The organism is Rhodococcus sp. 14-2470-1b (assembly GCF_002259415.1).
Taxonomy (GTDB): Bacteria; Actinomycetota; Actinomycetes; order Mycobacteriales; family Mycobacteriaceae; genus Rhodococcoides.
On the sequence record NZ_NPFY01000010.1, the window covers coordinates 105703 to 131087 of the forward strand.

A 25385-nucleotide genomic window follows, 5' to 3' on the forward strand; every position below is an offset into this window, starting at 1 on the left:
CTTCTCAGAAGTATCCGTTGAACGGCAACGGCTCGCCGTTGAGTACGTGGTTCCCGATCGCCGACGCTTTGTAGGCGGCTGGGTTGTGCAGTGTGATGGTGCGGATGTTTCGCCAGTGTCGGTCGAGGTTCTTGGCGCGTGATGCTGCGGATGCGCCGCCGACTTCGAACAGCACTGTTGCTGCGCGGGTGGCGATCTCGTCGATGTGGACCTTGGCTTCGGAGGCGCGAAGGGAGGCGTTCGCTGCAAGGGCAGGGTCGGGAACCCCGTTGTTCAGTGAGGTGTGGGCGGTGTCGATGGCGTCGGCGGCTGCGAGGGTGGTGGCCTCGGCGGCGAATGCCGTGCTGGCGAGGGTTCCCAGTGCGCTCAGCAACAGTGGATCTCGGTGGAGTTCTTCGGTGGGTCCGTGTGCGAATCCGCGGGTTCGGCTCTGGATCAGGTTCTTGGCGTCGCTGACGACGTTACGGAGGATTCCGCTGACCAGTCCGTGCAGGTAGAGCTGCAGGAAGGCGAATTGGTACGACGGGTCCGGTGCTGCGTCGAGTGGGATGCGCGAGACGATGTCGTCGTCGGTGACGTGCACCTTCTCGAATCGTGTCGTTCCGGTTCCGGTGCGGCGCTGGCCGATACCGTCCCAGTCGTCGACGATCGTGACGCCGTCGCGGTCGGTGGGGACGACGACGGAGGCCACGGCGGTGCCGTCGACGTCGGCCCAGATGCTGACGTAATCGGAGAACAGTGTGCCGGTGGAGTAGAACTTCTGGCCGTCGAGTAGGTATCCGTCCGCGTGTGGGGTGAGATGTGTTCCGTATTTGAAGTTTCCGACGGCCTGCGAACCTCGTTCGCTGCTGGCGTTGCCGAAGATTCTGCCCTGCAGGATCAGTTGGATCCATCGGTCGTTGTCGTACCCTGCGTAGTCGACGGCGGTTGCTTCGCGCAGTCGCTCTTCGACGAACCAGTAGTGTGTGCGCAGGATGTGCGCGACGATGGGGTCTGCCTCTGCCAGATCGATGATGACGCCGAAGGTTTCGCGGACGGTCAGTCCCGCTCCCCCGATGTCCTTGGGCAGTCGCAGGGCTCCGAATCCGGCTCGGCGGAGTGCGTCGATCTGCTGGTGTGGATTCTCGTCGGCGAGGTCGCGGGCGCTCGCGCCTTCGGCGATGGAGGCGAGCAGTTCTCGATACTCCGGCGAGCCCGGCTCGACGACCCCGACCGACTCGACTGTGGATGTCATGCAAAAGCCCTTTCGATCGTGTGCAGTCCGACCGATCAAACTTTCAATATCGAGAGCGCATTGTCACCAGTTGCGATCACGGTGAGCCTGAGAGTTGACTGTGACCGGGCGTCACTGCCAACGTGTCGAGCTCCCTTCCCTTGGTCTCCGGAGCGGCGTAGGCCATCCACAGCACCGCGAAGACGACGAACGCGGTGACGATGGCGAAGGTCAGTGGCAGTCCGAGGATCGGCCACATCACCGACCCGAACAGCAGGGGCGCGAAGCCGGTCGCGATACGGCTGACCGAGGAGGCGTAACCGAATCCCGAGGCGCGGAGCTCCGTCGGGTAGAGCTCGGAGACGTAGCAGTACAGGACCGGGATGGCGATCTGGATCACGAACCCGAACACTGCGAGCCACACCAGCACGCCGGATCCGACGTCGAGCATCACCGCGAACAGCACCAGCGCCGCGCCTGCCAGCGGCCCGGAGATACCGATGACCCATTTCCTGCCGACGACCTCGACGAGGTATGCGGACACGGCGACGCCGACGATGCCGACGGCGGTCATCAGCGTCGTTCCGGCGAAGGCTGCAAAATCGTCGTAGCCCTCTCTGCGCAGGATCGACGGCATCCAGCTGAGTGCGGCGTAGTAGAGCAGCATGATCGACACGAACAGCAGCCACGACGCCGAGGTGATCCGTGGGCTGTAGCGCCAGACCGCGGCGAGGCCTCGCTTCGGGGAGGTCTGCGCGACGATCGAATAATCCTGCGGCGTAGCGCCTGTGCGGGCGACCATGTCGTCGATGATCGCTCGCGCCTCTGCTTCACGGCCCACCTTGGCAAGGTAGATCGGTGATTCGGGAATCCCGCGTCTGACCCAGAACAGAAGCAGCGCAGGCAGAATCATGAACAGCAGCATGATCCGCCAGCGCACGTCTCCGTCGATCGGCACCAACAGGGTGGCGACGACGCCGCAGATGGTGGCGCCGATGGGCCACCAACCGTCCATGGCGGACAACACTTTTCCACGAATCCGCCGCGGCGAGAATTCACCGACGAGGGCATAGTCGACGGGGATGCAGCCACCGAGGCCGAAGCCCGCGAGGAACCGCAGTAGTACGAAGGTCTCGAAGTTGGGCGACAGAGCCCCGAGCACCGAGAACAACGCGAAGATCAACAGAGTGATCGCGAAGGCCTTCTTGCGGCCGAGACGGTCCGCAATGGTGCCCCAGACCACGGCGCCGACAGCCATTCCGATGAGGTTGCCGGTGGCGACCAGGCCTCGCTCGGCCTGCGACAGGTCCCAGTAGGACCCGAGGAGTGGCGTCAGAAAGCCGTTGAGTGCCACGTCCCAGGCGTCGAACATGAAGCCGAGACCACCGATGACGAAGATGCGGCCTTGCACGCCCCACTTCCATGGGAGTTCCTGGACGATCTGTTCACCGGTTTTCACCGATGCATCCTCTCACTGCTCGGCCGTATAGTGTCATGTCCATGCGAGCTGGGGTGGCGCTGCTGGCGGCGGCGAGCCTGTTTCTTGCCTCCTGCAGCAGTAACGAAGTGCAGTCCGAGACGGAGTCGACCACGGAAGTGACTGCCGCGGATCTGCGGTTGGTGTCGGGTTCCTTCACCGTGGGCAGTCCTGTCCTGGAAACTCCACCGCCGTTCCACGGGCTGCCGTCGGACTCGACTCCCACCGCTTCCGGTGACGAGTACGGAGATTTCGGGATCGCGGACGTGCAGGTCGTCGACGCACGGGCGGTGTTCACGTTCGCCGGCGAGGGCGTGATCAATTACGTGGGACGTTACGTCGACTCTGCCGCCACCTACGCGGGAGGCGACCTCGATGTGCCGGGGACGTCGATTCTGCAGGTCGACCTGATCTCGTCGCCGTCGGCCGATCCGGGGAACGACGTCGAGGTAGCGGCCGACGGCGGCATTCGGTCGTTGCTGACGTCGAGCGCGACAGCCGGGGTCGTTCAGGCGTTCGTCGGGACAGGGTCCGAACGTCCGGATTTTACCGTCACCACCGAATCCGATCCCCCGGCGCTGATCGTCACTGTCCTCGGTTAGTTCCCCTCGTCAACGGTTTGAGCACTCGACTGGGCACCCAGTGCGTCACTGTCTCGCACCGATCCTTGGACATGAGCTGGTAGGTGACGCGGCCGATCCAGTCACCGTCGACGGTCATCGACCATTCGGTCAGGTCCCCCGGCACGACTCGTCGGACGTCGAAACCGTCGGCGGTGAAGGTTCCACTGTGGTGCGGGGGTTGCGGGTACAGGACGGACAGGTCGATGAGGACCTTGACTGCAGGCGTCAGAACCTTGAACGGCCGTCGGTGCGGATCCACTCCGCCGCTGGAACCGTTCACTCGCATCGTTCGATCATATGTTCGAAGCAAGATCGACTCAATCCAGCACTGACGTACACTGTACGGCGAGGAAAGGGCGCGCCATGACATTCGTACTTCCGTCACTGAACGAGCAAGCAAACAGGCTGATCGAACTGGGTGTTCACACCGTCGCGGGCATGACCGAGAATGACGTCGCCTCCGTCGTCTCCAACAACACCGACGGCGACGCCCTCCTGATCCTGAGCGGTGCTCAGCCGTCGCAGCTCGCTCCGCTGGTGCAGCGGAAAAGTAAGTCCGGGTTCGTGGTGTCCGACATGGACGACGTCGACCGTTTCGAACCGATCGAGTCGTTGTCGATGCCGCCGGGACCGGCGTATCTCGTCGACGCCCCCGAGCGTGGTGACGAGATGGAGAACTGGAGCCCGGACGAGGCTCTGCCGTCGATCACGGCGGCCGGCCGCAGCCCCCTCACACTCCTCGAGGGTATTCACTGGCTACTGCAGGTACCCGAGGTCCTGGAACGAGGCCACTGCTTCATGACGATCGGTTCGCGTCTACGCAAGCCCAACGGCGCTCTCGACACCCGTACACCCGCGGTGTGGATCAGCAACGGCACCGGCCGCGACGGGGTGGACAACCGCAATGCGCCCAAGGTCGGGTGGTGCTGGGCGGGCAACAGGCACACATGGCTGGGCTTCGCCTCTGCCGCAGGCAGGCGCGCGCTGTGACCGCGCCGATTGTCGTTCGTCACAACGGCCCGTAATGCGAGATTCGACATCGCAGCGCGGAACTGTGACTGTGGGGGACGCAGAAACCGTCGAGAAGTTTGGAGAAGTAACCGCATGAAGCCGTCGTGCCGCTCGATCGTAGTCCTCGCAGCCGCCCTGAGCCTGGGCCTCGCCGGTTGCAGTTCCGACGAGGGGACCGACGACAACGCCGAGGCGTCGGGCGGCGACCTCTGCGCTCAGCTCGAGGACATCTCCACGTTCGAGATGAATTCGCAGACTTCGGCGCAGATCGATCCGGCTGACTGGCCGGGTATGCAGGCAGTGCTCCAGGAGTACGGGGATGGACTGTCCGAGCACTACGACCCGGCCATCGCCGCCGCCGATCCGGACATCGCGGCTGATCTGACGACGGTCAGGGACGCGAGCGCTCAGGTGACGAATCTGGTGACCGAGGCGTCGACGTTCGAGGAATACCAGCAGAAGACGGAAGCGACCATCGACGTGGACAGCTTCACCGCCGCGCGTGACGCCAGTGCTCGCATCGATACCTACGCGCAGTCCAACTGCGAGTTCGCGAAGCAGATGCAAGAGCAGCAGCAGCAACAACAACCACAGCAGCCGCAGCCGCAGCTCGAGGAAGTCCCCGCTCAGCCCGGCGGCTAACCCCTATGTGAGTGGAAATGTAGGCCAGGGCCTACATTTCCACTCGCAGACGAGTACCCTAGTTTTCATGACACTGCAGAAAGGCGCATGAGCGCCCCGCATTTTTCGGACGGGCAGCCTCGCCGTAGGTTGTTGCGGCCCCGCCACATTCATGTCGCTGCCGGGTACGTATGGGTCATCGATGAAACCCAGCCCGTGGCAGCCCTCCTGGATCCCGCGACCGGCTCTCTCGATCGCCTTGTCTCGTGGCCGGAACTTCCCGCGACCTCCAGAACCCTCGACATTTCGAGTGACGAAGGCGGTCTTTGGCTCCACTACCGAGGCGCCGACGCTTTGGCCCGCGTCACTCCCGATGGTCTCCGTCATGCCGAATACATCGGAGGAGCAGCACTTCTCACTTCGGGCAGCATCGGAGCATGGTGTTTTCGACCGGGGCGGGCCCGGCGGGATGTCGCGCGGAGTCCGGATACTCCGCCGCTGCGGCGTTCTTACGCAGGCCCACAGCTGCTGCTGGCGAAACCGGACGGCGGCACGGCGGCTGTCACCCTCCGCGGCCATCTGATCACGGCCGACTTCGACGAGAAGTCACTTCACCTGGGCGTCGAGCACGAACCGTGGTCACGCACCCACTCCGAGCCCGACGGATACGCAGTCACCTGGACGCAATCCTGGGTCGATGTTCCTCTCGATACTGTTGCCACGAGCATCGATCCGGCCGACTACCCACGTCGCCCCCTCGACGGAGACTGGCACACCAGTGAGTACGCCGACATCACGTACAACGAATCACACCGACGCAAGCGTGCCGTCGGTAACGGAATCAGATGGCATTGGGGTCAGGACACGTCGTGGAAAACGATGATGGTTCAAGCTGTTCGCGGCGACCGAGTGGTGCATCGCCGGACTTTCGCCGGCACGCGGGGGGTCGAAGGCGCGGCCACTGGGGAGGACCTGTATCTGATCACCTCCCAGCGGAGCCTCCTACACATCTCTACGCTTTCCGAACCCCGAACGATAACCAGCACTGAAGAACTCGACATTTCCGAGCACTGCCGTCCGGTCGCACCGTGGCCACCGGATCACGCGTCCTACGTCGCATACTGCATTCGTCGGCTTCACCGCAGGCAGTTCTCCTCGCGCATGCACGATGTCGATGTCCGCTTCGTCGGCGACTGGCCCGACGGCAAGCTGCAGGTCAGCTTCACTCATGACAACTACGAGGGCATCACCCTCGTGTCCACTCTGAATCTCTACGACGAGGAAGGCAAGCGACTCGACGACGTGACCCGTTATGCCCCCGTCGAATTGATGGAACAGGCAGACACCCTGGCCTACCCGGATCCCTCCCTCGCCGTCGACGGGGTGCTCTACGTATGACCGTCCCTGTTCACCCCGGCTGCGGGGACAAGAGTGTCACCTACTTGGATCGGCCATCAGGAGACCTCCAGACCAGGCGTCAGGGCAATCGATTCCAGGAGTTCGAGCGAAAGCAATGGAGACCCGGCTGAACTGGCCGAGATCTGCACGCGGGTTCCGCCCGGCCGCGTCACGGTGACAGTATTGGAGGACCGCTGCTGGTAGTCACCGTCGCCGCCTTCGCCCGTGACACCGTAGTAACCGGCCGACGTCTGCACGACGGTCCCGTCGGCGAGGGAGCGGAACGTGTTCTGCGTACCCGAGTACGGATCCGGCCGGACCTCGTCCTCGACGGGTACGTTCTGGCCCCCGGCGATGCTGAGCTGCAGTGTTTCGTCGGCGCCGACGACGTTGGACGCCATGCACAGCGTGTCCGAACCCATGTCCGACGGTTGGAGTGTGTCGAGCTTTCGATCGAGACCCACCGCTCCCAGGTCGACCGATGCGAGTGCGGAGTTCAGTCGTTGCTGGTCTTCACGTGTGAGATCGGGTCCCCCGTTCTCGGTGTAGCCGCTGCATCCGCCGCTCGGCGGGGGTGTGCCGGGCGGAACCGGCGTGCTCACTCGTAGTGCGGGTTCTGTTGCGATCAGCTCCAATTCGGGGAGCGTCAACGGGATTTCTCCGCTGTTCGACGGCTCCGGTGTGTTGGCTCTGTCGTCGGCGCTCACGTGAATCCAGGTTCCGTCGCTTGTGTACGCCCGTACGCTGCGGCTGATGGTGCGGACGCCGTTGATCTCTGCCCATGTGTCGAGCAGATCGACGACCGTGCCGTCGGGCAAGGTCTTACGTTCGTCGAGCGAACCCGCGACGCAGTCCGGCACCGTTTGTGGCGCTTGTTGCACACTGACCTGGACCGAGCCCGACGCGTCGTCGCGGCTGACGGCGCCCCAGGCGTCGGTCGATCCACTGTAGGGGGGTTCGTCGTCGTCGCCGAAGTCGAATATCGGGCCGAACTGCAGCGATTGTTGCGGCGCGGCGAAGGCGAGTTCGACATCGTCGGGAAGCACCGAGGCGACGGCGTCGGACATGGCAGTTGCTTTGGGTCCGTTGAACCATGGGAACCTGGGGTTGTCGTAGGACCGCTCCCCGACGAAGCTCATGCTGAATCTTTCCTCCTCCGCTTCCACGACGGTGTCGCATCCGGGGATGGGCGCGGAGGTATCCACCGGCTCGCTCACTCGCACGTATTCTTCAGGGGCGAGCGCCTCGGGTTCGACGGTGGGAGTCGTTGCTGCCATGGTCGATTCGGGCTCGACAGGACCCTGCAGGGCTCCGGCCACGAGGATCCCGACCGCGACGATACCGACAACGACGAGGCCGTCGGTCCACCGCACTCTCGCCGATCTTTCGCTCATGATGCTCGCTGCCTACTCGGTTCCAGTACGACGGCATTGTCGTTCGTACCGACAGGTTCGTTACGAGAGGTAACGATAGGCCATTACGAGTACCTACCGCCTAGCCCTGCGTCAGTTCCTGTACGAAGGTGACAGTGTTGCCTGCTGGGTCCGGGGCTGCGACGGTATTGACGACTCCGGGGTATTCCTGAATTTCGCCGACGGTGATACCCGCGGCCGTCAGTGCCGTCGCGTGGGCGTCGATGTCGCCCACACCGATGACGACGGAGGTTCTGCCCGCCGAGGCGATGTCGACGCAGACCTGCACCCAGGCGTTCTCGGCAATCTGCCATTCGGCGGTGTCTTCGATGGGTTCGATATCCGGCTCGCGGCCGAAAAGGGTGGTGTACCAGGCACGCGCTTCGGCGAAGTCCTCCACTGGGAGAATCGCAACCACACTGTCGAGCGTCATCTGGCCTCCTGGTATCGAGTGATCTGGACAATACCGACAGGCCACGGCACCTACAACCGATGTGCGAGCCGAGCCGGTAGCGTCCGACGGATGCGAATTCTTGTTGCTGCCAGTGGTGGTGAAGGCCATCTCGGTCCGCTGCTTCCCTTCGTCGATGCTGCGGCCGAGGCAGGTGACGACGTCACTCTCGTCGTGCCACCGGGGCAGGTGGCCACTGCGCGGTCGACGGGTGCCGATGTACGCGTCGTCGATGCACCGCCCGCCGACGAGGTGGCAAGGGTGCGGCGGGCGTTGGCGTCGAGCGACCGGGAGGTGCGGGTACGTGCCGCCGAGGTCGAGCTGTTCGGCCGCATCAACACGGCGGCGGCATTGGAGAAGACCGTCGCTGCGGTGGCCGATTTCGACCCCGACTTGATTGTGAGGGAACCCTGCGATTACGCGAGTGCAATCGCCGCGGTGCGGAGCGCGGTACCTGTAGCCACGGTGGGCATTTCGCCTGGACTTGCCGATATTTCCGGTTTGCGGATGGCGAGCCGGGTCATCGAGGACTACGCACCGGGTGTGACCACGACGCTGGAGGCCGCGCCGTATCTGACGCGTTTCCCGGGTGACGATCCGACGGGGTATTCGGATACGCGCCGGTACGGGTTCACGATAGACCTGGATGTGCGCACGGAGCAGAACCCGCCGTTGGTGTGGCTGACGATGGGCACGGTCAACACGCAGCTCGAGCACATTCGCGGCACGTGGGATGCTGCGGTGACCGCGCTGGCCGACCTCGATGTGCGCGTCTTGGCCAGTACCGGCCGCGGTGGATCGACCCTGCGCAGCACCGATCGCATGGAGGTCGTCGACTGGATCGAGCTCCAGGACATACTGTGTCGTGCGAGTGCCGTCGTGTGTCACGGCGGTTCGGGTACGACGCTGGCAGCGCTGGCCGCGGGTATTCCGTTGGTGACCGTTCCGATGATCGCGGATCAGCCGACCAACGCAGCGATAGTCGAGAGCCTGGGCGCGGGAATCACCGTCGCGCCCAACTCGCCCGCCGCCGGTCTGACCGTCGAGGATGCTCCGCGGTTGCGTCGGGCGATCCACGATGTCCTGACCGATCCCTCCTACCGTTCCTCGGCACGCCGAGCAGCGGCCCGCTTCTCCGAAGTTCCGTCAGTCGCCGAACGCTTGGCCCAGCTCCGGCTCACGTGACGAGGCCCTCGCTCCGCAGCCATTCGTAGGCGACGTCGGCGGGGTCTTCGCCTTCGATGTCGACCTTGCCGTTGAGTTCCTGCATCAGGTCGTCGGTGAGGCGCTCGGAGATCACGGCGACGAGGTCGGCTATTTCCGGGTGTGCTTCGAGGACGGGTGCGCGGACGACGGCGGTACCGCTGTACGGCAGGAAGAACTTTCGGTCGTCTTCGAGCACGGCGAGGTCGAGGTTCTTGATGCGGCCGTCGGTGGTGTAGACCATGCCGAAGTTGCAGGGCGAGCTCTGCGCAGTGGAGGTGTACACGACGCCTGCGTCCATTCTGGTGACGTTCCCACCGGGTACGCCGTTCGGTCCGTCGAGGGGAATGTCGTAGGTGTCGAGCATCGGACCGAATCCATCGGCGCGGGAGAAGAATTCGTCGTCGACGCAGAAGGTGCGTTCGTTCGTGGGCAGCGCGGCGACGTCGGACAGGGTTTTCACGCCGAGCCTCTCCGCGGTGCCTGCGGATGCAGCGAACGCGTAGGTGTCGTTGAAGTTGGCCGGCGGCAGCCATTCCAGGTTGTTGGAGCTGAGCTCGAGGTCGTGCACGCGTTGCCACAGCTCGTCGGGATCGGCGATCGTCTCGGTTTCACCGTGGTAGTTGACCCACCCCGTACCCGTGTACTCCCAGAGGATGTCCGCGTCTCCGTTGAGTTGGGCCTGGCGCGACGATGCCGAACCCGGTGCACCTGTCAGATCGCTGACGTTGGCACCGGCTGCCGCGAGGTACGTCGCGGTGATCTTTCCGAGCAGTACACCTTCGGTGAAGCTCTTCGAGGTGACGACGAGAGATGCTCCGTCCAAGGGCTTTTCACCGTCGACCAGGTCGGTGGACTGAAAGGTTCCGGACGAGCTGACGAGTCCGCAGCCCGCGGCGACGCTCGCGATGAGCGCGAGAGCTCCGACCCGTAGAGAATGCCGAATCATGCCACTCCTCGTGGGGTTGCGAACAGTTCGACGAGGCGTCCCAGCCAGTCGATCGTCAGCGCCAGCAGCGCGACCAGGATGGCTCCGGAGATGAGCAGTTTCGGGAGGAACAGGGTCACGCCGGTCGTGATGAGGGTTCCGAGGCTGGTGGCGCCGATGAACGTGCTCAGCGTCGCGGTGCCGACCAGGATGACCAGGGCGGTCCGCACGCCGTTGAGAATGACGGGAACGGCCAACGGCAGTTCGACCTGGACGAGTGTACGGATACCGGAGTACCCGATGCCTCGGGCGGCCTCGATGGTTCGCTTGTCCACCTGGTCGATGCCGACGATGGTGTTCTGGAGGATCGGCAGGATGGCGTAGACGACGAGGCCGACGACGGCGGTTCTGAAGCCGGTGCCGAGCCACATCGTCAGCAACACGATCAGTCCGACGGCGGGTGCGGCCTGGCCGATGTTGGCGAAGTTGATCGCGAACGGTTTGAACGGCTTGACCTTCTCGCGGGTCAGCAGGATGCCGAGCGGGATCGCGATGACGACGACGAACACGGTTGCCGTCAAGGTCAATTGGATGTGGTCGAGGATCGTGGTTTTCAGGGTCGACCAGCCGAGCGATGCTTCCTCGGTCGGAGTGAGCGTCGTCGATCGGTACCACAGGAAGTATCCGACGCCCAGAACGATGATGAGCAGCGGCTCGAACCACACGTCTATCGGTGTGCGGCGCAGTCGATTCATGTGGCCGACCCCTCCGCGTGCTGGGTGTAGGAGACGTGGCCGTCGCCCTCGCGGGCTTCGTCGAGCTGGCCACGGACGACCGACATGACGGTCTTGATGGTCAGCGACCCGGTGACGACGCCACGGCCGTCGGTGACGACGACTCCGCCCTGGCTGGCGGCGAGCATGACGTCGAGTGCGTCGTTGAGCGTCGACGACGGTGCGACGACGGGTAGGCGTGGGTCGATGTAGTCGGACACCGTGTCATTGGTGGCGACTTCGTCGAGCGATGGCCAGGACCGGGGTTTGCCGTGCTCGTCGACGACGACGATCCAGGTCACGCCTGCGGCGCGTGCGCGGCCGATGACTTCCTGCGACGAGTCGCCGACGCGTGCGGTGACGACGGGCTCGTGTTCGACGTCCTTGACCCTCGACAGCGTCAGGTGGGCAAGCGTTGCACCCGAGCCGATGAACTCTTCGACGAATGCGTTGGCGGGCTTGGCGAGAATTTCTTCGGGGGTGGCGTACTGCTCGATCTTTCCGCCTTCGGAGAGGATGAGCACCTTGTCTCCGAGTTTGGTGGCTTCCTCGAAGTCGTGGGTGACGATCACGATGGTCTTGGCGACTTCGTGTTGGATCGCGATGAGGCTGTCCTGCAGGCGGACTCGGGTGATGGGGTCGACGGCGCTGAAGGGCTCGTCCATCAGCAGGACCGGCGGGTCCGCTGCGAGTGCACGTGCGACGCCGACGCGCTGTTGCTGTCCGCCGGACATGTCCTTGGGGAGTCGGTCTCGGAAGGTGTCCGCGTCGAGGCCGACGAGATCGAGCAGGTATTCGGTGCGCTCGGCGATGCGTTTCTTGTCCCAGCCCAGTACTCGGGGGATGGCGCCGATGTTCTTCTGCACCGACCAGTGTGGGAAGAGCCCGCCGGCCTGGATGACGTATCCGATGGACTGACGAAGCTTGTCGGGGTCCTCGCCGGTGACGTCGCGGTCGCCGATGAAGAGCCTGCCCTCGGTGGGCTCGATCAGCCGGTTGATCATCTTGAGGGTTGTCGTCTTACCGCAGCCGGAGGGCCCGACGAAGGCGACGATGTGTCCGGCTTCGATCTCGAGGTCGATCTTCTGGACAGCAGGCTTGGTCTGGCCTCGATACTGCTTGACGACGCCGTCGAGCCGAATCGATGCACCCGAGACGGTGCGGTCGGTGTCGGTCATGACAATCCCTTCGAGATGGTGAGGCGCCCGAGAAGGACGAGCAGGGCGTCGAACACCAATGCGATGACGACGATGAGAACGGTTCCGGTGACTGCCATTTCGACGGAGTTGGTTCCGCCGAGCCGGGACAGGCCGTTGAAGATGAGTGATCCGAGGCCTGGTCCGAGGACGTAGGCGACGATCGCGGCGACACCGACGACCATCTGGGTGGACACGCGGATGCCGGTGAGAATCACGGGCCACGCGATCGGCAGCGATACCGACAGGAGAATTCGCCAGCGGGACAGTCCGATTCCGCGGGCGGATTCGATGGTCGCGTCGGGCACCGATCGCAGTCCGACGATGGCGTTTCCAATCACGGGCATTGCGGCGAAGAACGCGAGCATGATGAACGACGGGACAACGCCGAGCCCGAACGGGACGATGAGCAGGGCCAGCAACGCGAGCGACGGAATGGTCAGCGCCACTCGACTGCTCGTCAAAGTCAGTGCCGAGAACAGCGGCAGTCGGTGTACCGCGACCGCGATGACGATGGCGACGGCGCTGCCGACGAGAACTGTTTGAAACGCCAGTGACGCATGCTGATACGTCAGAAACGAGAGGAACTGCCCCCGTCCCTGAAGATAGTGCCACAAATCCACGCGTATCTCCCCTTTTGCAGCCGCGTATTTCACCGAACACAGTGCTGCCGGTTTCAGTTCGGGGACGTTACCGGCATTTCCCCGCCTTCGCGGGGTTTTACCTCTCCGGCGGGTGTGGGGTCGGTGCGTCGCGAAAACGGGATCGTGGCCCGTTCACCTGCAGGGATTCCGACCTCGGGGACGCTTCGCGGAACGCCGGTCGCACTTAAAATCAGCTCGAGCGGAATTACCCACTCTCGCAGTGTCCGGACTGCCGAGCGGTCGGGTTCGTCGAGTGAATCGTGCGACCCGACGGGATCGGGCGCGGATCGCGGGCAGCGCGACGGTTTGCGGACACGCGCGGTCGACAGGGGCCCCACGCTGGGGCAATGCCTCGGGTACCGTTATCGGACCGGGAAGTTCGGTAATGAAATCTCGCCTACTTCCGATGAACCAGACACATTCCGAGCCAGGAGGGACATGCCGAATCGCAGCCGAGCACCCCGGCACGCTGCTGTCCTGGTGAGCGCGGCTGTCTCGGTGGGGGCCGCGGCGATGCTGGTTGCCGGGTGTACTGCCGACGCCGAGGCTCCGACGCCGGTGAGCTCCGCGGCACCCACCGCGACCACGGCCTCCGACAGCACATCCACCAGTTCGGTTCAGGCGCCTGCACCTGCTGCCGAGGCGACGACGCCCCTGCTGGTCCCACCGAGTGTCATTGCCTCGGCGTCCGAGCCGCCGCCATACGAGCCCCCGCCCGACGAGCCACCGTCGTACGAGCCACCGCCGTACGACCCGCCGACGCGACCGCAGGATGTCACCTACGATCCGCCGCCGGCCGCCTCGTTCGATCCGCCCGAGCCTGTGATGCCGCCTCCGAACCCGATCGATTCGCGGGGATTTCCGCTGGGCACGACGTGCGGGCCGGTGTCCTGCACCTCGCCCGACGGTCTGATCTTCGTCAACCCCGAAGCGGTCCCCAACTTGAGCGACCGGGGCTTCGACCTGTGCGATCACACGTACTGTCCGCCTCCGGGACTGCAGATCGTTCCGGATCAGTTGCCGTCGACGGGCAGCTCGGGCGGGACTCCGACGTCACCTCGCTGAGCTCGTACGGCACAATTCGGGCGTGCTGAAGACGCGACGATATCGCCTCCTCCTCGCCGGGGGAGTTCTGCTGGTGATCGTCGCGGGGCTACTCCTCGGCCCCCTCCGGAAGCCTGCGCTGTATGTATGGAATGCCGAATGCTTCGGCTGGAGTACCTCCGGTGGTGGCACTCGCATCGCCGCACTGGGAGATTCCATCGCGGAGGGAAATTCGGCCGTCGGGTGGGGAATTCACGGTGACACCTCGTGGTATTCCCATCTTGTGTGCGGGGCGGACGCTCGGGGCGCCGATGGAATCAATGCAGGTCGACGAGGGCAGACGACCGCCCAGATCCGAGCCCGTATCGACGAAGTACTGGACGCGAATCCCCAGGTGCTGGTCGTGGGCGGTGGCACGAACGATCAGGCCCGCGGAGTGCCGCTCGAGCAGACAATGGACAATCTCCGTTTCATCCTGGACAGGGCGCGGGACATCGAGACCGTTGTTCTGACGACGGTGCCGCGGTCGCGATCGGCGACGGACGATCGTCTCGACACTGCGATCAGAACCCTTGCGGCTCAACGCGGGATCCCACTGGTCGATTTCGCGTCGACGTTGAAACGACCGGGCGCGACGTTCGACGGAATCCATCCGACGGCCGACTCGGCCAGGATCATGGCGGATCAGGTGGCCGACGCCGCCGGTCTGAGCGTGAGAATCGCGTCGAGCGAATAGCTCACCCGAATCGTCTCGATAGTCCACTATTGACGCCATGAACCCGGACCACGGCATGTCGACGCTCCCTGACGTGGAGAGCGCGCAGTCGATCACGGCCGTCCTGTTGTCCGCCGGCGGGGAGTCCGACGGGTGGGCCGGGGAGGTATTCGAGGCACTGTGCCGGACGCATGCGCGAGCACACCTGCATTTCATCCTGCCTCCACCCTCGAATACTTCGATGGAGCTGTGCACGTCGATGTCGGCGGCGTTCGGCGCGTTCACCGGCCCGTTGCCGGAGTACTCGACCGCCGATACCGTGGTCGCAAAGCTGGCCGTACAGTTGGCGCCGACCGGACGCGGTTGGTCGTGGGCGGCGAGCCCGTCGGTGATCGGTAGGTCGGCCACGGCTCGGTCGAAGCCGCGCACGGTTCTGGGAGCGGGTCGTCGGCCGCTGTATGCACTGTGGTTTCGGGCTTTGAGGTACCGGCCCATCTGACCGATCGGTGGCTCGTTACCTTTCTGTGATAACTCGGTTATCGCACCGTGATGCAACGATTTATGGTGGCGAGACCTTCGACTGCGAGAGTTGTCCTCGACGAACTCACGACGCGAAGGCAGAGAACATGATCACTGCAGCACATCCACTGTCCGTCGACCTTGCTTCCGACCCACAGGAGCACGCTCCTCGGTTCACGATCGACACCGAGTCCTACTCCTCCGACTTCGCGGTGCTTCGGGCCACCGGCGAGTTGGACATGACCGCGCGCTTGCCCTTGATGGACAGCATCGAGACGCTCACCTCCGAGCACTCGGATGTACGCGTCGATCTGTCGGCTGTCACGTTCATCTACTCCGGTGCTGCCAGCGTCATCGTCGACGCGGTCATGGCCTCCACCGCCGAGGTTCGCATCTTCGCGCCGACCAGGCCCGTACGCATGATCCTCGACGTCCTCGGTGCCGGTCACCTGATCGTCGACACCCTGGATCCGCAGGGGTCGCCGCGATGACGGGCGACGACGCTGGGCCTGAGGAGCGCGACGAACAGCCGACTACGACGCCGGGAACATCGTTTCTGCAGATGTTCCTCGAAGCGAAGAACGCTCCGACTCAGAAGTGATCGTTCGTACCGAGAGATTGAGGCTGCGCCCATACCGTTCCGGCGATGAGGCTCAGCTGCTCGAGTTCTACTCCGACGACGACGTGTGTCGGTACTTGCTACACGGACCATGGACGGCGGATGACGCAGCCAAGGCCGTTCGAGAGCGGCAGGACCGAAAGGCCCTGGCCGATGGCGCTTTGAATCTTGTCGTGGAACTGGGCGAACACGTCATCGGTAACGTAGCGGCGTGGTTCGTCAACGACACCGATCACACCGTAGAACTCGGGTGGGTATTCTCGCCCAGCTACTCCGGACGCGGGTACGCCAGCGAAGCGGTTGAGGCCCTGTTGAATGAGGTGTTCGCGTTGGATCGTGTGCACCGGGCGACCGCCCAGATGGACGGCCGCAACACCGCGTCGGCGAGATTGGCCGAGCGCGTGGGCATGCGTCGCGAAGCGCATTTCCGCGAGGACTGGTGGAGTAAAGGCGAGTGGACGGACACTCTCGTCTTTGCCGTTCTACGCAGCGACCGGTCCCGAACTAGCGAGCAGTGACTGCGCGCGTGAGGAATTCGTGATTGGACCGGGTTTTCGCGAGTTGCGTCACGAGTAGTTCGATTGCTTGCTGCGAGTCGAGGCCGCTGAGCAGGTGTCGGACTTTCTGCACGGCCGAGTACTCCTCGGCCGACATCAGCAGTTCATCTTTCCTCGTTCCCGACGGGTTGACGTCGATGGCTGGGAAGATTCGCCGTTCGGCGATCTTGCGATCGAGCTTGAGGTCGGCATTTCCGGTGCCTTTGAACTCCTCGAAAATGACTGTGTCACCTTGAGAGCCGGTTTCGACGAGGGCTGTTGCGATGATGGTGAGCGATCCACCGTTCTCGATGTTGCGAGCGGCACCCAGGAAACGTTTCGGCGGATAGAGCGCTGTCGAGTCGATTCCTCCGGAGAGAATCCGGCCCGACGCGGGTGACGAGTTGTTGTACGCCCGACCGAGCCGGGTGATGGAATCCAGAAGCACCACAACGTCTTCGCCGTTCTCGACGAGACGCTTGGCGCGCTCGATCGCCAGCTCCGCCACGGCCGTGTGGTCCGTCGGCGGCCTGTCGAACGTCGATGCGATCACTTCACCCTTCACCGATCGCATCATGTCGGTCACTTCTTCCGGGCGTTCGTCGACGAGGACCACCATGAGATGGCATTCGGGATGGTTGGTTGCGATGGCGGCGGCGATGTCCTTGACCATCGTGGTCTTACCGGCCTTGGGCGGCGATTGGACAAGCGCGCGTTGACCTTTGCCGATGGGCATCACGAGGTCGACGATGCGGGTGGACAGGCGGTCGGGAGTGGTTTCGAGCCGTAGACGCTGATTGGGGTACAGCGGGGTCAATGCGTCGAACTTCGGGCGCTTCTCCCTGGCGTCTCGGCCGTTGATGTCGTCGACTCGGACGAGTGAGTCGAGCTTCTGTCGTGACTTGTCCGGTCGACGTGCGGCGCCGGTGACGAGGTCACCCTTTCGTAATCCGTTCTGCCGCAGGATGTTCGACGATATCTGCACGTCGATCGGCCCCGGCAGGTAGCCGGTGGTTCGCAGGAATGCGGCGTTTCCGTGTATGTCGACGATGCCGGAGACAGGATGTAATTCCGACTCGGACGCGGTATTCGATACAGGTGTGGCGTGTGCTGTGGTCATGAGAATCTACTTTCGAGGATTGCGCCGATGCGCAAGGTAGGCGGAAGCTCAGAATTTTCCGCGGGATGGTCCTCGACGCGGACCAGATCAGGTCGGCGGAGAACTATCGCCAAGCTACATCAGCACTCCGGTTTCCACAACCCCTCACCCTTGTGTGAGGTCTTATCGTTCGACCCGACGCCTCCCCGTGAACAGCGCCTCGATGCCTCCGACGACAAGCAATACACCGATGAGCGTCAGTCCCGTGTACGCCCGGGGCGCCCAGATGTCGAGCACGAGGTACTGCCACAGCGTCCACCCGACAGCGATGACGCCGACTATGCCGGCGAAGACACGTGCACCGGGGGTGTCGACGATCACGCCCGCCGCACATACCAGGGGCGCGATTCCGAGGGCTACGAGCACGAAGGCGCCCGCGTAGCGGTAGTCCCAGGTGTGCCATTCGGGGAGCATGTCGACGCTCAGGCCCAGGGTACCGCCGTCGGGATCGGAGACCAGGGCGATGCCGTTGAACAGCCCTGCGGCGCCCAGCATCAGCAGTACCGCTGCGGTGACGAACTTCTTCACACCTTCACCTTGCCGCATTCGAGCACAAAATTGCCCCCGACCCATGACGGGTCGGGGGCAGTAGAGAGGTGGATGGGAATCAGATTCCCATGCCCTTGGCGAGCACCGGCCACGAGTCCTTCAGTGCCTGCTCCCAGTACGGCCAGTAGTGCGTGCCGACCGGCGGGAACTGGTACGTCGCCGGGATGCCGACGGAGTCCAGCTTGTTCTTCAGGTTGTGCGAGCAGAAGTTGGTGGCGCCTTCGATGACGATGCCGAGACCGAGGTTGATGACGCCCTGGGGTCCGTTGCCCTCGGTGTAGTACCGAATGTCCTCGGGCTGCGGGTTGCCGTTACCGCTGGAGATGTACAGCTCGGTGCCGCGGAGCTTCTCGGCGTTGACGACCGGGTCGTTCTCGACCCATGCGGGGTCGTTGTCCGGGCCGTACATGTTGATGGTGTTGCCACCCTTCCATGTCTCGACCGAGAACTTCACGAACTGGCGGCCGATGGGATCGGCGATCTGTGCGCATCCGCTGTATGCCGCGACCGCGCCGTACAGGCCGGGCTTGGCTTCGGCGAGCTGCAGAACCGAGGTACCGGAGGTGGAGACACCGGCGATCGAGTTCTTGCCGGTGGAGCCCAGAGTTTCGTCGAGCAGCGGAGGCAGTTCCTCGGTGAGGAACGTCTGCCACTTGTTGACGCCGAGGACCGGGTCTTCCTGCTTCCAGTCGGCGTAGTAGCTGCCCTTGCCACCGATGGGGAGGACGAGGTTGACGTGCTTGTCGGAGAAGAATTCGAGCGCGTCGGTCTGCTGCTGCCAGCTTGCCGATCCTTCGCCTGCGTCGAGGCCGCTGAGCAGGTACGCGTTGGGAGCAGGCGTGGACTCGTCCAGAGGGCGCTGAACCTCGACGGTGATGTCCTTGTTCATCGCGGCGGAGTAGACCTGAAGGTTCCAGTTCCGCCCGTCCTTGTCGATCGACGAGACTGCAGGCGCCTTCGCGGGCTCGGCCGTCGCGACGCCGCCGAGAGCGGTCATTGCCAGTGTGCCTGCCGCGATGAGTGCAGCGGCGCGTAGTGAAGAAAGCTTCATCTCGAAGTCGATTCCAGTTCCCGGCCGGTCCTGAGCCGTGTTAGTTCGTCCCCCGCACGCATGCGGCCTTCGTGTCCCTCGACACTTTATGTCTTCTTGGGCCCGCTGTTCGTTACTGGGTCGAATCAGATGAAATTCTTGACCCGATCGTGTCCGTCCGTCTCAGCGGGCCTCGCGTCGATCGACACCGATGCCCGACGGCTTCTCGTGGCAGGCTGGACCACCTCGGAGGTGGAATCGAGCGGGTCCGTGTGCGTGCACGGCCGTCGGTTCCCGGGCAGGATCACGGCTATGAACACATTCCAGCGCGTCGCCGCTCGGTTCAATGCGCTCGTACGTCCGCTGTTGAACGCCCCGATCATCGGCAAACTCGTTTCGGGCACGATCACCGAGGTCACCTACACGGGCCGCAAGTCCGGCAAGAAGTTCAGCGTCCTGGTGGGCTACCGCCGTCGCGGCGACGACGTGATCATCGGCGTCGCGATGCCGGACAAGAAGAACTGGTGGCGGAACTTCTACCCCGACGGCGGTCCCATCTCCATCGACCTCGACGGCGCCACCCGCACCGGCCACGCCGTCACCCGCAAGGACGGGTCTTCCGTCTCGGTGAAGGTGACCCTCGACCCACGCTCCTGATCGAGTCGAGGACCTAGGCTTGAACCATGCGTGATCTGCAGCGGTTGCTCGCCCTCTTCGGTGCTGCCGTCGGCCTGTTCGTAGTGGTGGCACTGTCCGCGTTGCCTACCGGTCCGTATCGATCCGACTACGTGTTCGTCGAATCCGGCAGTCGAACAACATTTGTCGAGAGTGCGACCGAAACGCCGATGCTGTTCGTGATCGGCGTTTCGGCCGCGTGCGCGCTCGTCGGCTGGTTCGTGGGCAGCTTCTTGATCAGGCGTGGCTGGACTTTTCGCTGATCTACTTCTCGAACAGTGCGTCCGGCATTGCGGTGTCGACGCTCAGAATGTCGAGATCCCGCGCAGATCCTTCGGTTTCGAGGTAAACGCAAATCCCTGTCCGAACGTCCAGTCGCACGGTCGACGGTGGTCCGGGTATCCATTCGTCGTCGACGAACTCGCCCGCGAGCATCGGGCAGCAGTCGCACCGTGGGTCGTACGCGGCGGTCGGGGTGGCGACCGCTTCCCAGGCCGTGCGGCCGTGGTGAGTCACCACGGCCACGTTCGCCAGATCGACCGTCGGACCGGAAGTCGTGTCGTGGGCGGATCTGGCCAGTTCGACGGGGTTGAGCATCGCGACCCAGAGGTAGTCGTCGAACATCGGGTCGTCCCACTCCACCGACGGGCCGTGAGTCTCGGGCGGCACGCTCTCGACGAGACCGTCGGCGTCATATATCGGAACCACTGTGGACGGCCAGCGACCCTGCACCGGCAGTAAGCGCCCGTCGTTCCTCGTCGCCATGGCACCGTCGAACGGTCTGCGCGCTTTGTGCACGACGACGCGACCGCCGTTCTCTTCCACCCGCATTGCCCCTGGCCGACGGATCCACGCGTGGACACCGGTATCGAATCGATCTGGCGAACGGGTGAGTTCGACGCTCGTCCACAGCCACGGCGACGACTGCGCGAGGCGGCGGAACTGCAGAATGGACGGGTTCTCGATCACCAGTTCATCCTCGCAGGCCCCGCCACTGATTTTTCCTTCTCGCAGTTCGTTCCGCCCTCAGGCAGGATCAGGCAAGTGATCACTCCGGAAGTGCCTTTCATGTCGCTCAGAACGGCATCGGGTTGGACCTCACCTGCTCGTTCCTCGGCCGGCCGTGTCAGGCCGAGCACCGAGAGTCTTTCGGTTGAATTGTGACTGTTCCTGGCGGTGAACTCCGTCGTCGACTCGGGCTTGTCGATGCAGTGACCGTCGGATTGGGCGCCATGATCGGCGCTGGAATCTTCGCGGCGCTGGCTCCCGCCGCTCGGGCTGCGGGATCGGGTGTGCTCGTTGCATTGGCCGTCGCCGCCGTGGTCGCCTATTGCAATGCGACGTCGTCGGCACGGCTTGCCGCGTTGTATCCCTCGTCGGGAGGAACGTACGTATACGGCCGTGAGCGTCTCGGCGAGTTCTGGGGTTACATCGCCGGGTGGGGATTCGTCGTGGGCAAGAGTGCGTCCTGTGCCGCAATGGCATTGACGGTCGGTATGTACGCATGGCCCGAACACGCGCATGCAGTGGCTGCGGCGGCGGTGCTCGGGCTGACCGCTGTCAACTACGTCGGAATACAGAAGTCCGCGTGGTTGGCGCGAATCATCGTCGCCGTGGTCGTCACGGTACTCGTTGTGGTCGTGGTGGTATCGCTGTCGTACTCGCCCGGGCATTCGGTGGGAGTGTCGGCGACCGATGTCACCACCGCAGGTGTGCTGCAGGGTGCGGGCCTGTTGTTCTTCGCCTTCGCCGGCTATGCGCGCATCGCGACGTTGGGTGAGGAGGTCCACGATCCGGCTCGTACCATCCCCCGAGCGATACCGATCGCGCTCGCCCTGACCTTGGCCCTGTACACCTCGGTCGCCACTGCGCTGCTGTGGGTGCTCGGCCCGTCGGGGCTCGCGCACGCAAGCGCACCGATTTCCGACGCGGCCCGCGCCACCGGTCGATCCTGGTTGGTTCCTGTGGTGAGTGCGACCGCTGCAGTGGCAGCGCTGGGATCGTTGCTCGCGCTTGTACTCGGCGTCTCACGAACCACTTTCGCAATGGCCCGTGACCGGAACCTTCCGCATGTTCTGGCGGCGGTGCACCCGCGGTTCGACGTACCTCATCGAGCAGAGTTGATGGTCGGCGTGGTCGTCGCCGCCACGGCAGCCACCGTCGACATTCGTGCCGCGATCGGCTTCTCGTCGTTCGCAGTGCTCGCTTATTACGCGGTGACCAATGCGTCGGCGTTGACCATGTCTCGCGCCGAGGGCCGCCCAGCGCGCGTCGTTCCTGTGATCGGCCTCGTGGGTTGCCTCGTGCTGGCGTTCTCGTTACCTGTGTCATCGGTGGCAGTGGGCGCAGGCGTGCTCGCAGCGGGTGCCGTCGTATACGCGCTCAGGAAGCGCCGATCACACGACGACTAGTCGGAAGCTTTACCGGCAGAACGCATCGCGCCCACAAGGATCGTGGCGGCTTTCGCACTGATGTTCGAAAACTTGTCGGTGGCACCGGATAGTCTTCTCACATGCTTTCAGGGGGAGATTCAGAAGCAGTGGCCCAGTCCACGATTGTCACTGATACACAGTCACATTGGCGAGCATCCGGTGACGGTGTTCCTGTCGTCGGTCCCTCGTCCCTGCGCGAGGTCGTCGAGATGATCGAAAGAGGCGTCGAGGAAGTCGGTCGCATGCAGACAGCCGGGCTGGACAATGCGGACCGACGCGCTCTGCTGGTGCGCATGGAAGTGGTTCGGCACAAACTGTTCGCGTACAGCCACACATGGATCGCAGATCTCGTCGACCAGCGCGGCTTGGACGACATCTACGGATCGGTCCCTGAAGCACTGTCGGTGTTGTTGCGATCCTCCGGATCGCGCGCAGGGCAACGTATCCGCTTGGCCATGGAGTTCGGTGAGCGCACATCCATCACGGGTGAGCGTTTGGAACCGTTGTCACCGAACACTCTTCGCGGCGCAGAGGACGGGCTGATCAACGAGGAGCATCAACAGATCATCAGAAAGTTCTTCTGGCGTCTGGGATCGAAGGTCGACATCGAGACGAGGGAGAAAGCAGAGGCACAGCTGGCAGAACTGGCACGCCAGCTCAGCCCGGACCACCTGAAGGCAGCTGCCTCGCGCTTGTACGACCTGATCGACCCCGACGGAGATGACGAAGACCCCACGCGGGTCGCGGATCGATGCTACGTCCAGTTCGACGAACAGGGAGCTGACGGCTTGTCCCGCGGAAAGATGGTCGTCGACTCTGAACTGCGTGCATACATCGAGGCTGTATTCGACAAATGGGCGAAACCCGGACAGGCCAATCCCGCAGATCCCCCACCGGTCGTCGACCCACCTGATGACGCGGATAGTGGTGACGATCGACCTGATCAGTCGAGCGTCCCGACAGACGTCACGGACGACAGCCAGCGCGCCGAGGGCGAACCGGTCAATGAAGAGGCGGCAGCGCGGGCGCGTCGAGATCATCGGGGCAAAGGGCGACGGCAGCACGACGCGATGAAGATGGTGTTCCGGCAGATGCTCGCATCCGGGAAGTTAGGGATGCACAGGGGACTTCCGGTGACAGCCGTGTTGACGATGAGCGTCAAGGATCTCGAAGCCGCTTCGGGCCATGCGGTGACCGCAACCGGGTCTCTGGTGGGGATGCGGGATGCCATTCGGATGGCGTCGCACGCCTATCAGTGCTTGGTCATCTTCGACAACGACGAACGCCCGCTGCAACTTCGGCGCGCCAAGCGATTGGCGTCACCGGACCAACGAATCGTGTTGATAGCAGCCGATCGTGGATGCAGCTTCCCTGGCTGCACCCGTCCTGCAACGTGGAGCCAGGTCCACCACATCGAAGAGTGGGCGGCCGGTGGAAACACCGATATCGAGGACCTCACTTTCGGATGCGATCGGCATCATCCCCTGGTCGGCCCGAAGGACACCGACTGGGCCACGACCAAGGCCGGCCCCGACCACCCCTATCCAGGTCGCACGCTATGGCATTCCCCGACAACGCTCGATCCACTTCGACGTGGGCTACTCAATCACTATCACCACCCCGACGAGTACATCCGACCCATCCCGGAACTCCCCCTGTTCGGTCCCCTCGACTCCACCGATACTGAAACCAACGACCCCGAAACCAACGACCCAGAACCCGACAACCCAGGGGCCGCCCGAGAATAGGGCAGCTCCGGAGCAGACCCACAGCGGCACAGAGCTTGACATGTGCCGCCTACAGTCATGCCCTGAGCCCGCTGCCGGTGCCGTAGACCGCTCAACCGGAAGACCCGCCGGCAGAATGCATTGCCCGGATGTACTGCCCCGGTGTTGTTCCTGCGACGCCTTTGAAGTCGCGGATGAGATGTGCCTGGTCGGTATAGTCGAGGGCTGCGGCGATGGCGCTGACGTCGGCGTCGGGAAGTGACAGTCTGCGTACGACTTCCTGGAGGCGGATGCGTCGGGCCACTGCCTTGGGGCCCATACCCAGTGTCTCCTTCAGCGCACGTTGTATTGCGCGTTCGCTGACGCCGAGTCGGTGTGCGAGGGCGGGTCCGGTTCTCGATCGAACGTTCTCTGCCAGGTCGGTCACCACAGCGTTCGCGAGGAGCCGGGACTCGGAGATCGGGTGCTTCTGCAGTAGATCCTCGATCAGACGGTCTGCTCGTTCGGCGCGATCCGACGGGGATGTTTCGGCTCCGATTGTCGTCAGATGTCGGGTGAGGACGGCGTCCAGATCGGCGGTGACGGGTTGCTCCTGTTCCACGCTCGACGGTTCGAGGTCGGACAGCACTCCCAGTCCTGCGGGGCGCAAACGGATTCCGAAGACCCTGCCTGTTCCGCGGATCGTTCTCGACCATGCCCGGCGTTGGACGTTGGTCAGGACGAACGGTGCGGGAACCGAGCCGGATTCGATGCTCAGCGTGACGGCCGGGAACTCGAGCACCTGCTGATCGATGTCCGTTCTGTCCGGGAGGTTCCACTCGACGCTCCAGTACGTGTCGACGACGTCGCGCACGGACTGCGCAGGCGTGAACCACTGCGCGTCGAACAAGGGCAGGTTGGCCGGAGCGAGCACGCCGGATCGTTCGGTCACGTCGATCGGTCGATCCACCGGGTGTCGAACCATGTCGCAATTGTGCAATACGCAGTCGTCGCCGGTGGGTGACGATGTCGCCATGAGCACCGATTATCGCAATGTCTTCATCGAGGCAGCCCCGGACTGCCCGGCCACCGAGGGCGAGGAGCCGCCTGCCGGGCGGGGAAATCCCACGATTGCGAGGCTGCAGTACGAACTGCTCTCGCAGGCCCCGTACGAGATGAGCTCGGACGACGTGCTGTTCGCCGTTCACGCCGCGAGAACCAGCGTTCCGCCGAGCGAGATGGACGCAGCACGGGCGGCGTTCTTCGCCAAGGATCAGGCGTGCCTGCGTGCCTCCCCGCTCGGCAAGCGCTACGGGTGGGGCACGCACCACGACGGTGAGGGACGCGTCGCGCTCTACGGAGTGGGCACAGCCGAGTACGAACGCCTGGCCCGCGACCCGAATCTGGGGCACAAGTCCGCCATGAAATCACGCAGGTGAACAGTGTCTGGG

29 protein-coding genes are annotated in these 25385 nt (G+C 63.9%); 15 read left to right on the forward strand and 14 right to left on the reverse strand.

Annotated elements, in window-relative coordinates:
* Nucleotides 1-4: 4 nt before the first annotated feature.
* Together CH293_RS06715 and CH293_RS06720 are read right to left on the reverse strand one after the other, a co-directional pair.
* Entirely contained in the window at nucleotides 5-1234 is a 1230-nt protein-coding gene (locus CH293_RS06715; protein WP_037107267.1) for an acyl-CoA dehydrogenase, read from the reverse strand.
* 76 nt (nucleotides 1235-1310) lie between these two features.
* Nucleotides 1311-2672 (reverse strand): MFS transporter, encoded by a 1362-nt coding sequence (locus CH293_RS06720; protein ID WP_037107264.1) that lies wholly within the window; start codon nucleotides 2670-2672, stop codon nucleotides 1311-1313.
* Nucleotides 2673-2713: 41 nt separating this feature from the next.
* On the opposite strand from CH293_RS06720, the gene CH293_RS06725 reads away from it, so the two are divergent.
* Nucleotides 2714-3292 (forward strand): hypothetical protein, encoded by a 579-nt coding sequence (locus tag CH293_RS06725; RefSeq protein WP_255122723.1) that lies wholly within the window; start codon nucleotides 2714-2716, stop codon nucleotides 3290-3292.
* Here the strand turns inward: CH293_RS06725 and CH293_RS06730 are convergent.
* Nucleotides 3276-3599, reverse strand: coding sequence for a hypothetical protein (locus CH293_RS06730; RefSeq protein ID WP_037107261.1), 324 nt, complete (start codon nucleotides 3597-3599; stop codon nucleotides 3276-3278). The two genes, CH293_RS06725 and CH293_RS06730, sit on opposite strands and share 17 nt — an antisense overlap.
* A gap of 77 nt (nucleotides 3600-3676) precedes the next feature.
* Here CH293_RS06730 and CH293_RS06735 point away from each other — a divergent pair, with 77 nt between their 5' ends.
* The 3 genes from CH293_RS06735 to CH293_RS06745 all read left to right on the forward strand — a co-directional run bounded on the left by CH293_RS06735 (nucleotide 3677) and on the right by CH293_RS06745 (nucleotide 6343).
* Nucleotides 3677-4303: a DUF5701 family protein gene (locus CH293_RS06735; RefSeq protein WP_094719727.1), complete on the forward strand. Its 627-nt coding sequence runs from the start codon at nucleotides 3677-3679 to the stop codon at nucleotides 4301-4303.
* Between the two features lie 114 nt (nucleotides 4304-4417).
* Nucleotides 4418-4966, forward strand: a complete 549-nt coding sequence (locus tag CH293_RS06740) for a hypothetical protein (protein WP_037107256.1) — start codon at nucleotides 4418-4420, stop codon at nucleotides 4964-4966.
* An 87-nt stretch (nucleotides 4967-5053) separates the two neighbouring features.
* Nucleotides 5054-6343: a hypothetical protein gene (locus CH293_RS06745; RefSeq protein WP_141217146.1), complete on the forward strand. Its 1290-nt coding sequence runs from the start codon at nucleotides 5054-5056 to the stop codon at nucleotides 6341-6343.
* Between the two features lie 56 nt (nucleotides 6344-6399).
* Here CH293_RS06745 and CH293_RS06750 read toward each other — a convergent pair whose 3' ends face one another.
* Entirely contained in the window at nucleotides 6400-7737 is a 1338-nt protein-coding gene (locus CH293_RS06750) for a hypothetical protein (protein ID WP_094719729.1), read from the reverse strand.
* A gap of 100 nt (nucleotides 7738-7837) precedes the next feature.
* On the reverse strand, nucleotides 7838-8188 hold the full coding sequence (locus tag CH293_RS06755) for a VOC family protein (RefSeq protein WP_094719730.1): 351 nt from the start codon (nucleotides 8186-8188) through the stop codon (nucleotides 7838-7840).
* A 90-nt stretch (nucleotides 8189-8278) separates the two neighbouring features.
* On the opposite strand from CH293_RS06755, the gene CH293_RS06760 reads away from it, so the two are divergent.
* On the forward strand, nucleotides 8279-9391 hold the full coding sequence (locus CH293_RS06760) for a glycosyltransferase (protein ID WP_094719731.1): 1113 nt from the start codon (nucleotides 8279-8281) through the stop codon (nucleotides 9389-9391).
* Here CH293_RS06760 and CH293_RS06765 read toward each other — a convergent pair.
* From CH293_RS06765 to CH293_RS06780, 4 genes are read right to left on the reverse strand one after another with little or no spacing between them, the layout of a single operon-like run.
* Nucleotides 9384-10358 carry a glycine betaine ABC transporter substrate-binding protein gene (locus CH293_RS06765; RefSeq protein ID WP_094719732.1) on the reverse strand — a complete coding sequence of 325 codons (975 nt, stop codon included), beginning with the start codon at nucleotides 10356-10358 and terminating at the stop codon, nucleotides 9384-9386. The genes CH293_RS06760 and CH293_RS06765 overlap by 8 nt on opposite strands.
* Nucleotides 10355-11092, reverse strand: coding sequence for an ABC transporter permease (locus CH293_RS06770; RefSeq protein ID WP_026347574.1), 738 nt, complete (start codon nucleotides 11090-11092; stop codon nucleotides 10355-10357). Before CH293_RS06770 ends, CH293_RS06765 begins: the two co-directional genes overlap by 4 nt.
* Nucleotides 11089-12288, reverse strand: coding sequence for an ATP-binding cassette domain-containing protein (locus CH293_RS06775; protein WP_094719733.1), 1200 nt, complete (start codon nucleotides 12286-12288; stop codon nucleotides 11089-11091). The genes CH293_RS06770 and CH293_RS06775 overlap by 4 nt, the downstream gene beginning before the upstream one ends.
* Entirely contained in the window at nucleotides 12285-12929 is a 645-nt protein-coding gene (locus CH293_RS06780) for an ABC transporter permease (RefSeq protein WP_094719734.1), read from the reverse strand. Before CH293_RS06780 ends, CH293_RS06775 begins: the two co-directional genes overlap by 4 nt.
* 459 nt (nucleotides 12930-13388) lie before the next feature.
* Here CH293_RS06780 and CH293_RS28130 point away from each other — a divergent pair, with 459 nt between their 5' ends.
* From CH293_RS28130 to CH293_RS06805, 5 genes are all read left to right on the forward strand, one after another.
* Complete coding sequence (locus CH293_RS28130; protein ID WP_176459932.1) at nucleotides 13389-14015, forward strand: hypothetical protein; 627 nt, start codon at nucleotides 13389-13391, stop codon at nucleotides 14013-14015.
* A 22-nt stretch (nucleotides 14016-14037) separates the two neighbouring features.
* Complete coding sequence (locus CH293_RS06790; RefSeq protein WP_094719735.1) at nucleotides 14038-14730, forward strand: GDSL-type esterase/lipase family protein; 693 nt, start codon at nucleotides 14038-14040, stop codon at nucleotides 14728-14730.
* A gap of 37 nt (nucleotides 14731-14767) precedes the next feature.
* On the forward strand, nucleotides 14768-15208 hold the full coding sequence (locus CH293_RS06795; protein WP_094719736.1) for a hypothetical protein: 441 nt from the start codon (nucleotides 14768-14770) through the stop codon (nucleotides 15206-15208).
* Nucleotides 15209-15335: 127 nt separating this feature from the next.
* A complete protein-coding gene (locus tag CH293_RS06800) occupies nucleotides 15336-15719 on the forward strand; it encodes an STAS domain-containing protein (RefSeq protein ID WP_094719737.1) in 384 nt (127 codons plus the stop codon).
* A gap of 106 nt (nucleotides 15720-15825) precedes the next feature.
* On the forward strand, nucleotides 15826-16365 hold the full coding sequence (locus CH293_RS06805; RefSeq protein ID WP_094719738.1) for a GNAT family N-acetyltransferase: 540 nt from the start codon (nucleotides 15826-15828) through the stop codon (nucleotides 16363-16365).
* On the opposite strand, the gene rho is transcribed toward CH293_RS06805, so the two are convergent.
* The 3 genes from rho to CH293_RS06820 all read right to left on the reverse strand — a co-directional run bounded on the left by rho (nucleotide 16352) and on the right by CH293_RS06820 (nucleotide 19142).
* The gene (gene rho / locus CH293_RS06810; RefSeq protein ID WP_255122735.1) at nucleotides 16352-17509 is read right to left on the reverse strand and encodes a transcription termination factor Rho; all 1158 of its coding nucleotides are present in this window, start codon (nucleotides 17507-17509) and stop codon (nucleotides 16352-16354) included. The two genes, CH293_RS06805 and rho, sit on opposite strands and share 14 nt — an antisense overlap.
* A 156-nt stretch (nucleotides 17510-17665) precedes the next feature.
* Nucleotides 17666-18070, reverse strand: coding sequence for a hypothetical protein (locus tag CH293_RS06815; protein ID WP_255122724.1), 405 nt, complete (start codon nucleotides 18068-18070; stop codon nucleotides 17666-17668).
* 79 nt (nucleotides 18071-18149) lie between these two features.
* A complete protein-coding gene (locus tag CH293_RS06820; protein ID WP_037107223.1) occupies nucleotides 18150-19142 on the reverse strand; it encodes an alpha/beta hydrolase family protein in 993 nt (330 codons plus the stop codon).
* Between the two features lie 291 nt (nucleotides 19143-19433).
* On the opposite strand from CH293_RS06820, the gene CH293_RS06825 reads away from it, so the two are divergent.
* Entirely contained in the window at nucleotides 19434-19778 is a 345-nt protein-coding gene (locus CH293_RS06825) for a hypothetical protein (protein ID WP_037107322.1), read from the forward strand.
* A 26-nt stretch (nucleotides 19779-19804) separates the two neighbouring features.
* Entirely contained in the window at nucleotides 19805-20059 is a 255-nt protein-coding gene (locus CH293_RS06830; RefSeq protein WP_094719741.1) for a hypothetical protein, read from the forward strand.
* Between the two features lies 1 nt (nucleotide 20060).
* On the opposite strand, the gene CH293_RS06835 is transcribed toward CH293_RS06830, so the two are convergent.
* Nucleotides 20061-20765 carry a hypothetical protein gene (locus CH293_RS06835; protein ID WP_094719742.1) on the reverse strand — a complete coding sequence of 235 codons (705 nt, stop codon included), beginning with the start codon at nucleotides 20763-20765 and terminating at the stop codon, nucleotides 20061-20063.
* Between the two features lie 188 nt (nucleotides 20766-20953).
* Between CH293_RS06835 and CH293_RS06840 the strand changes: the two genes are divergently transcribed.
* Both CH293_RS06840 and CH293_RS06845 read left to right on the forward strand, forming a co-directional pair.
* Nucleotides 20954-22207, forward strand: a complete 1254-nt coding sequence (locus CH293_RS06840; protein ID WP_094719743.1) for an APC family permease — start codon at nucleotides 20954-20956, stop codon at nucleotides 22205-22207.
* A 230-nt stretch (nucleotides 22208-22437) separates the two neighbouring features.
* Nucleotides 22438-23976, forward strand: a complete 1539-nt coding sequence (locus tag CH293_RS06845) for an HNH endonuclease signature motif containing protein (RefSeq protein WP_094719783.1) — start codon at nucleotides 22438-22440, stop codon at nucleotides 23974-23976.
* Nucleotides 23977-24067: 91 nt separating this feature from the next.
* On the opposite strand, the gene CH293_RS06850 is transcribed toward CH293_RS06845, so the two are convergent.
* Entirely contained in the window at nucleotides 24068-24919 is an 852-nt protein-coding gene (locus tag CH293_RS06850; protein ID WP_094719744.1) for a helix-turn-helix domain-containing protein, read from the reverse strand.
* Nucleotides 24920-24968: 49 nt separating this feature from the next.
* On the opposite strand from CH293_RS06850, the gene CH293_RS06855 reads away from it, so the two are divergent.
* A complete protein-coding gene (locus CH293_RS06855) occupies nucleotides 24969-25373 on the forward strand; it encodes a DUF6157 family protein (protein ID WP_255122725.1) in 405 nt (134 codons plus the stop codon).
* Nucleotides 25374-25385: the final 12 nt, after the last annotated feature.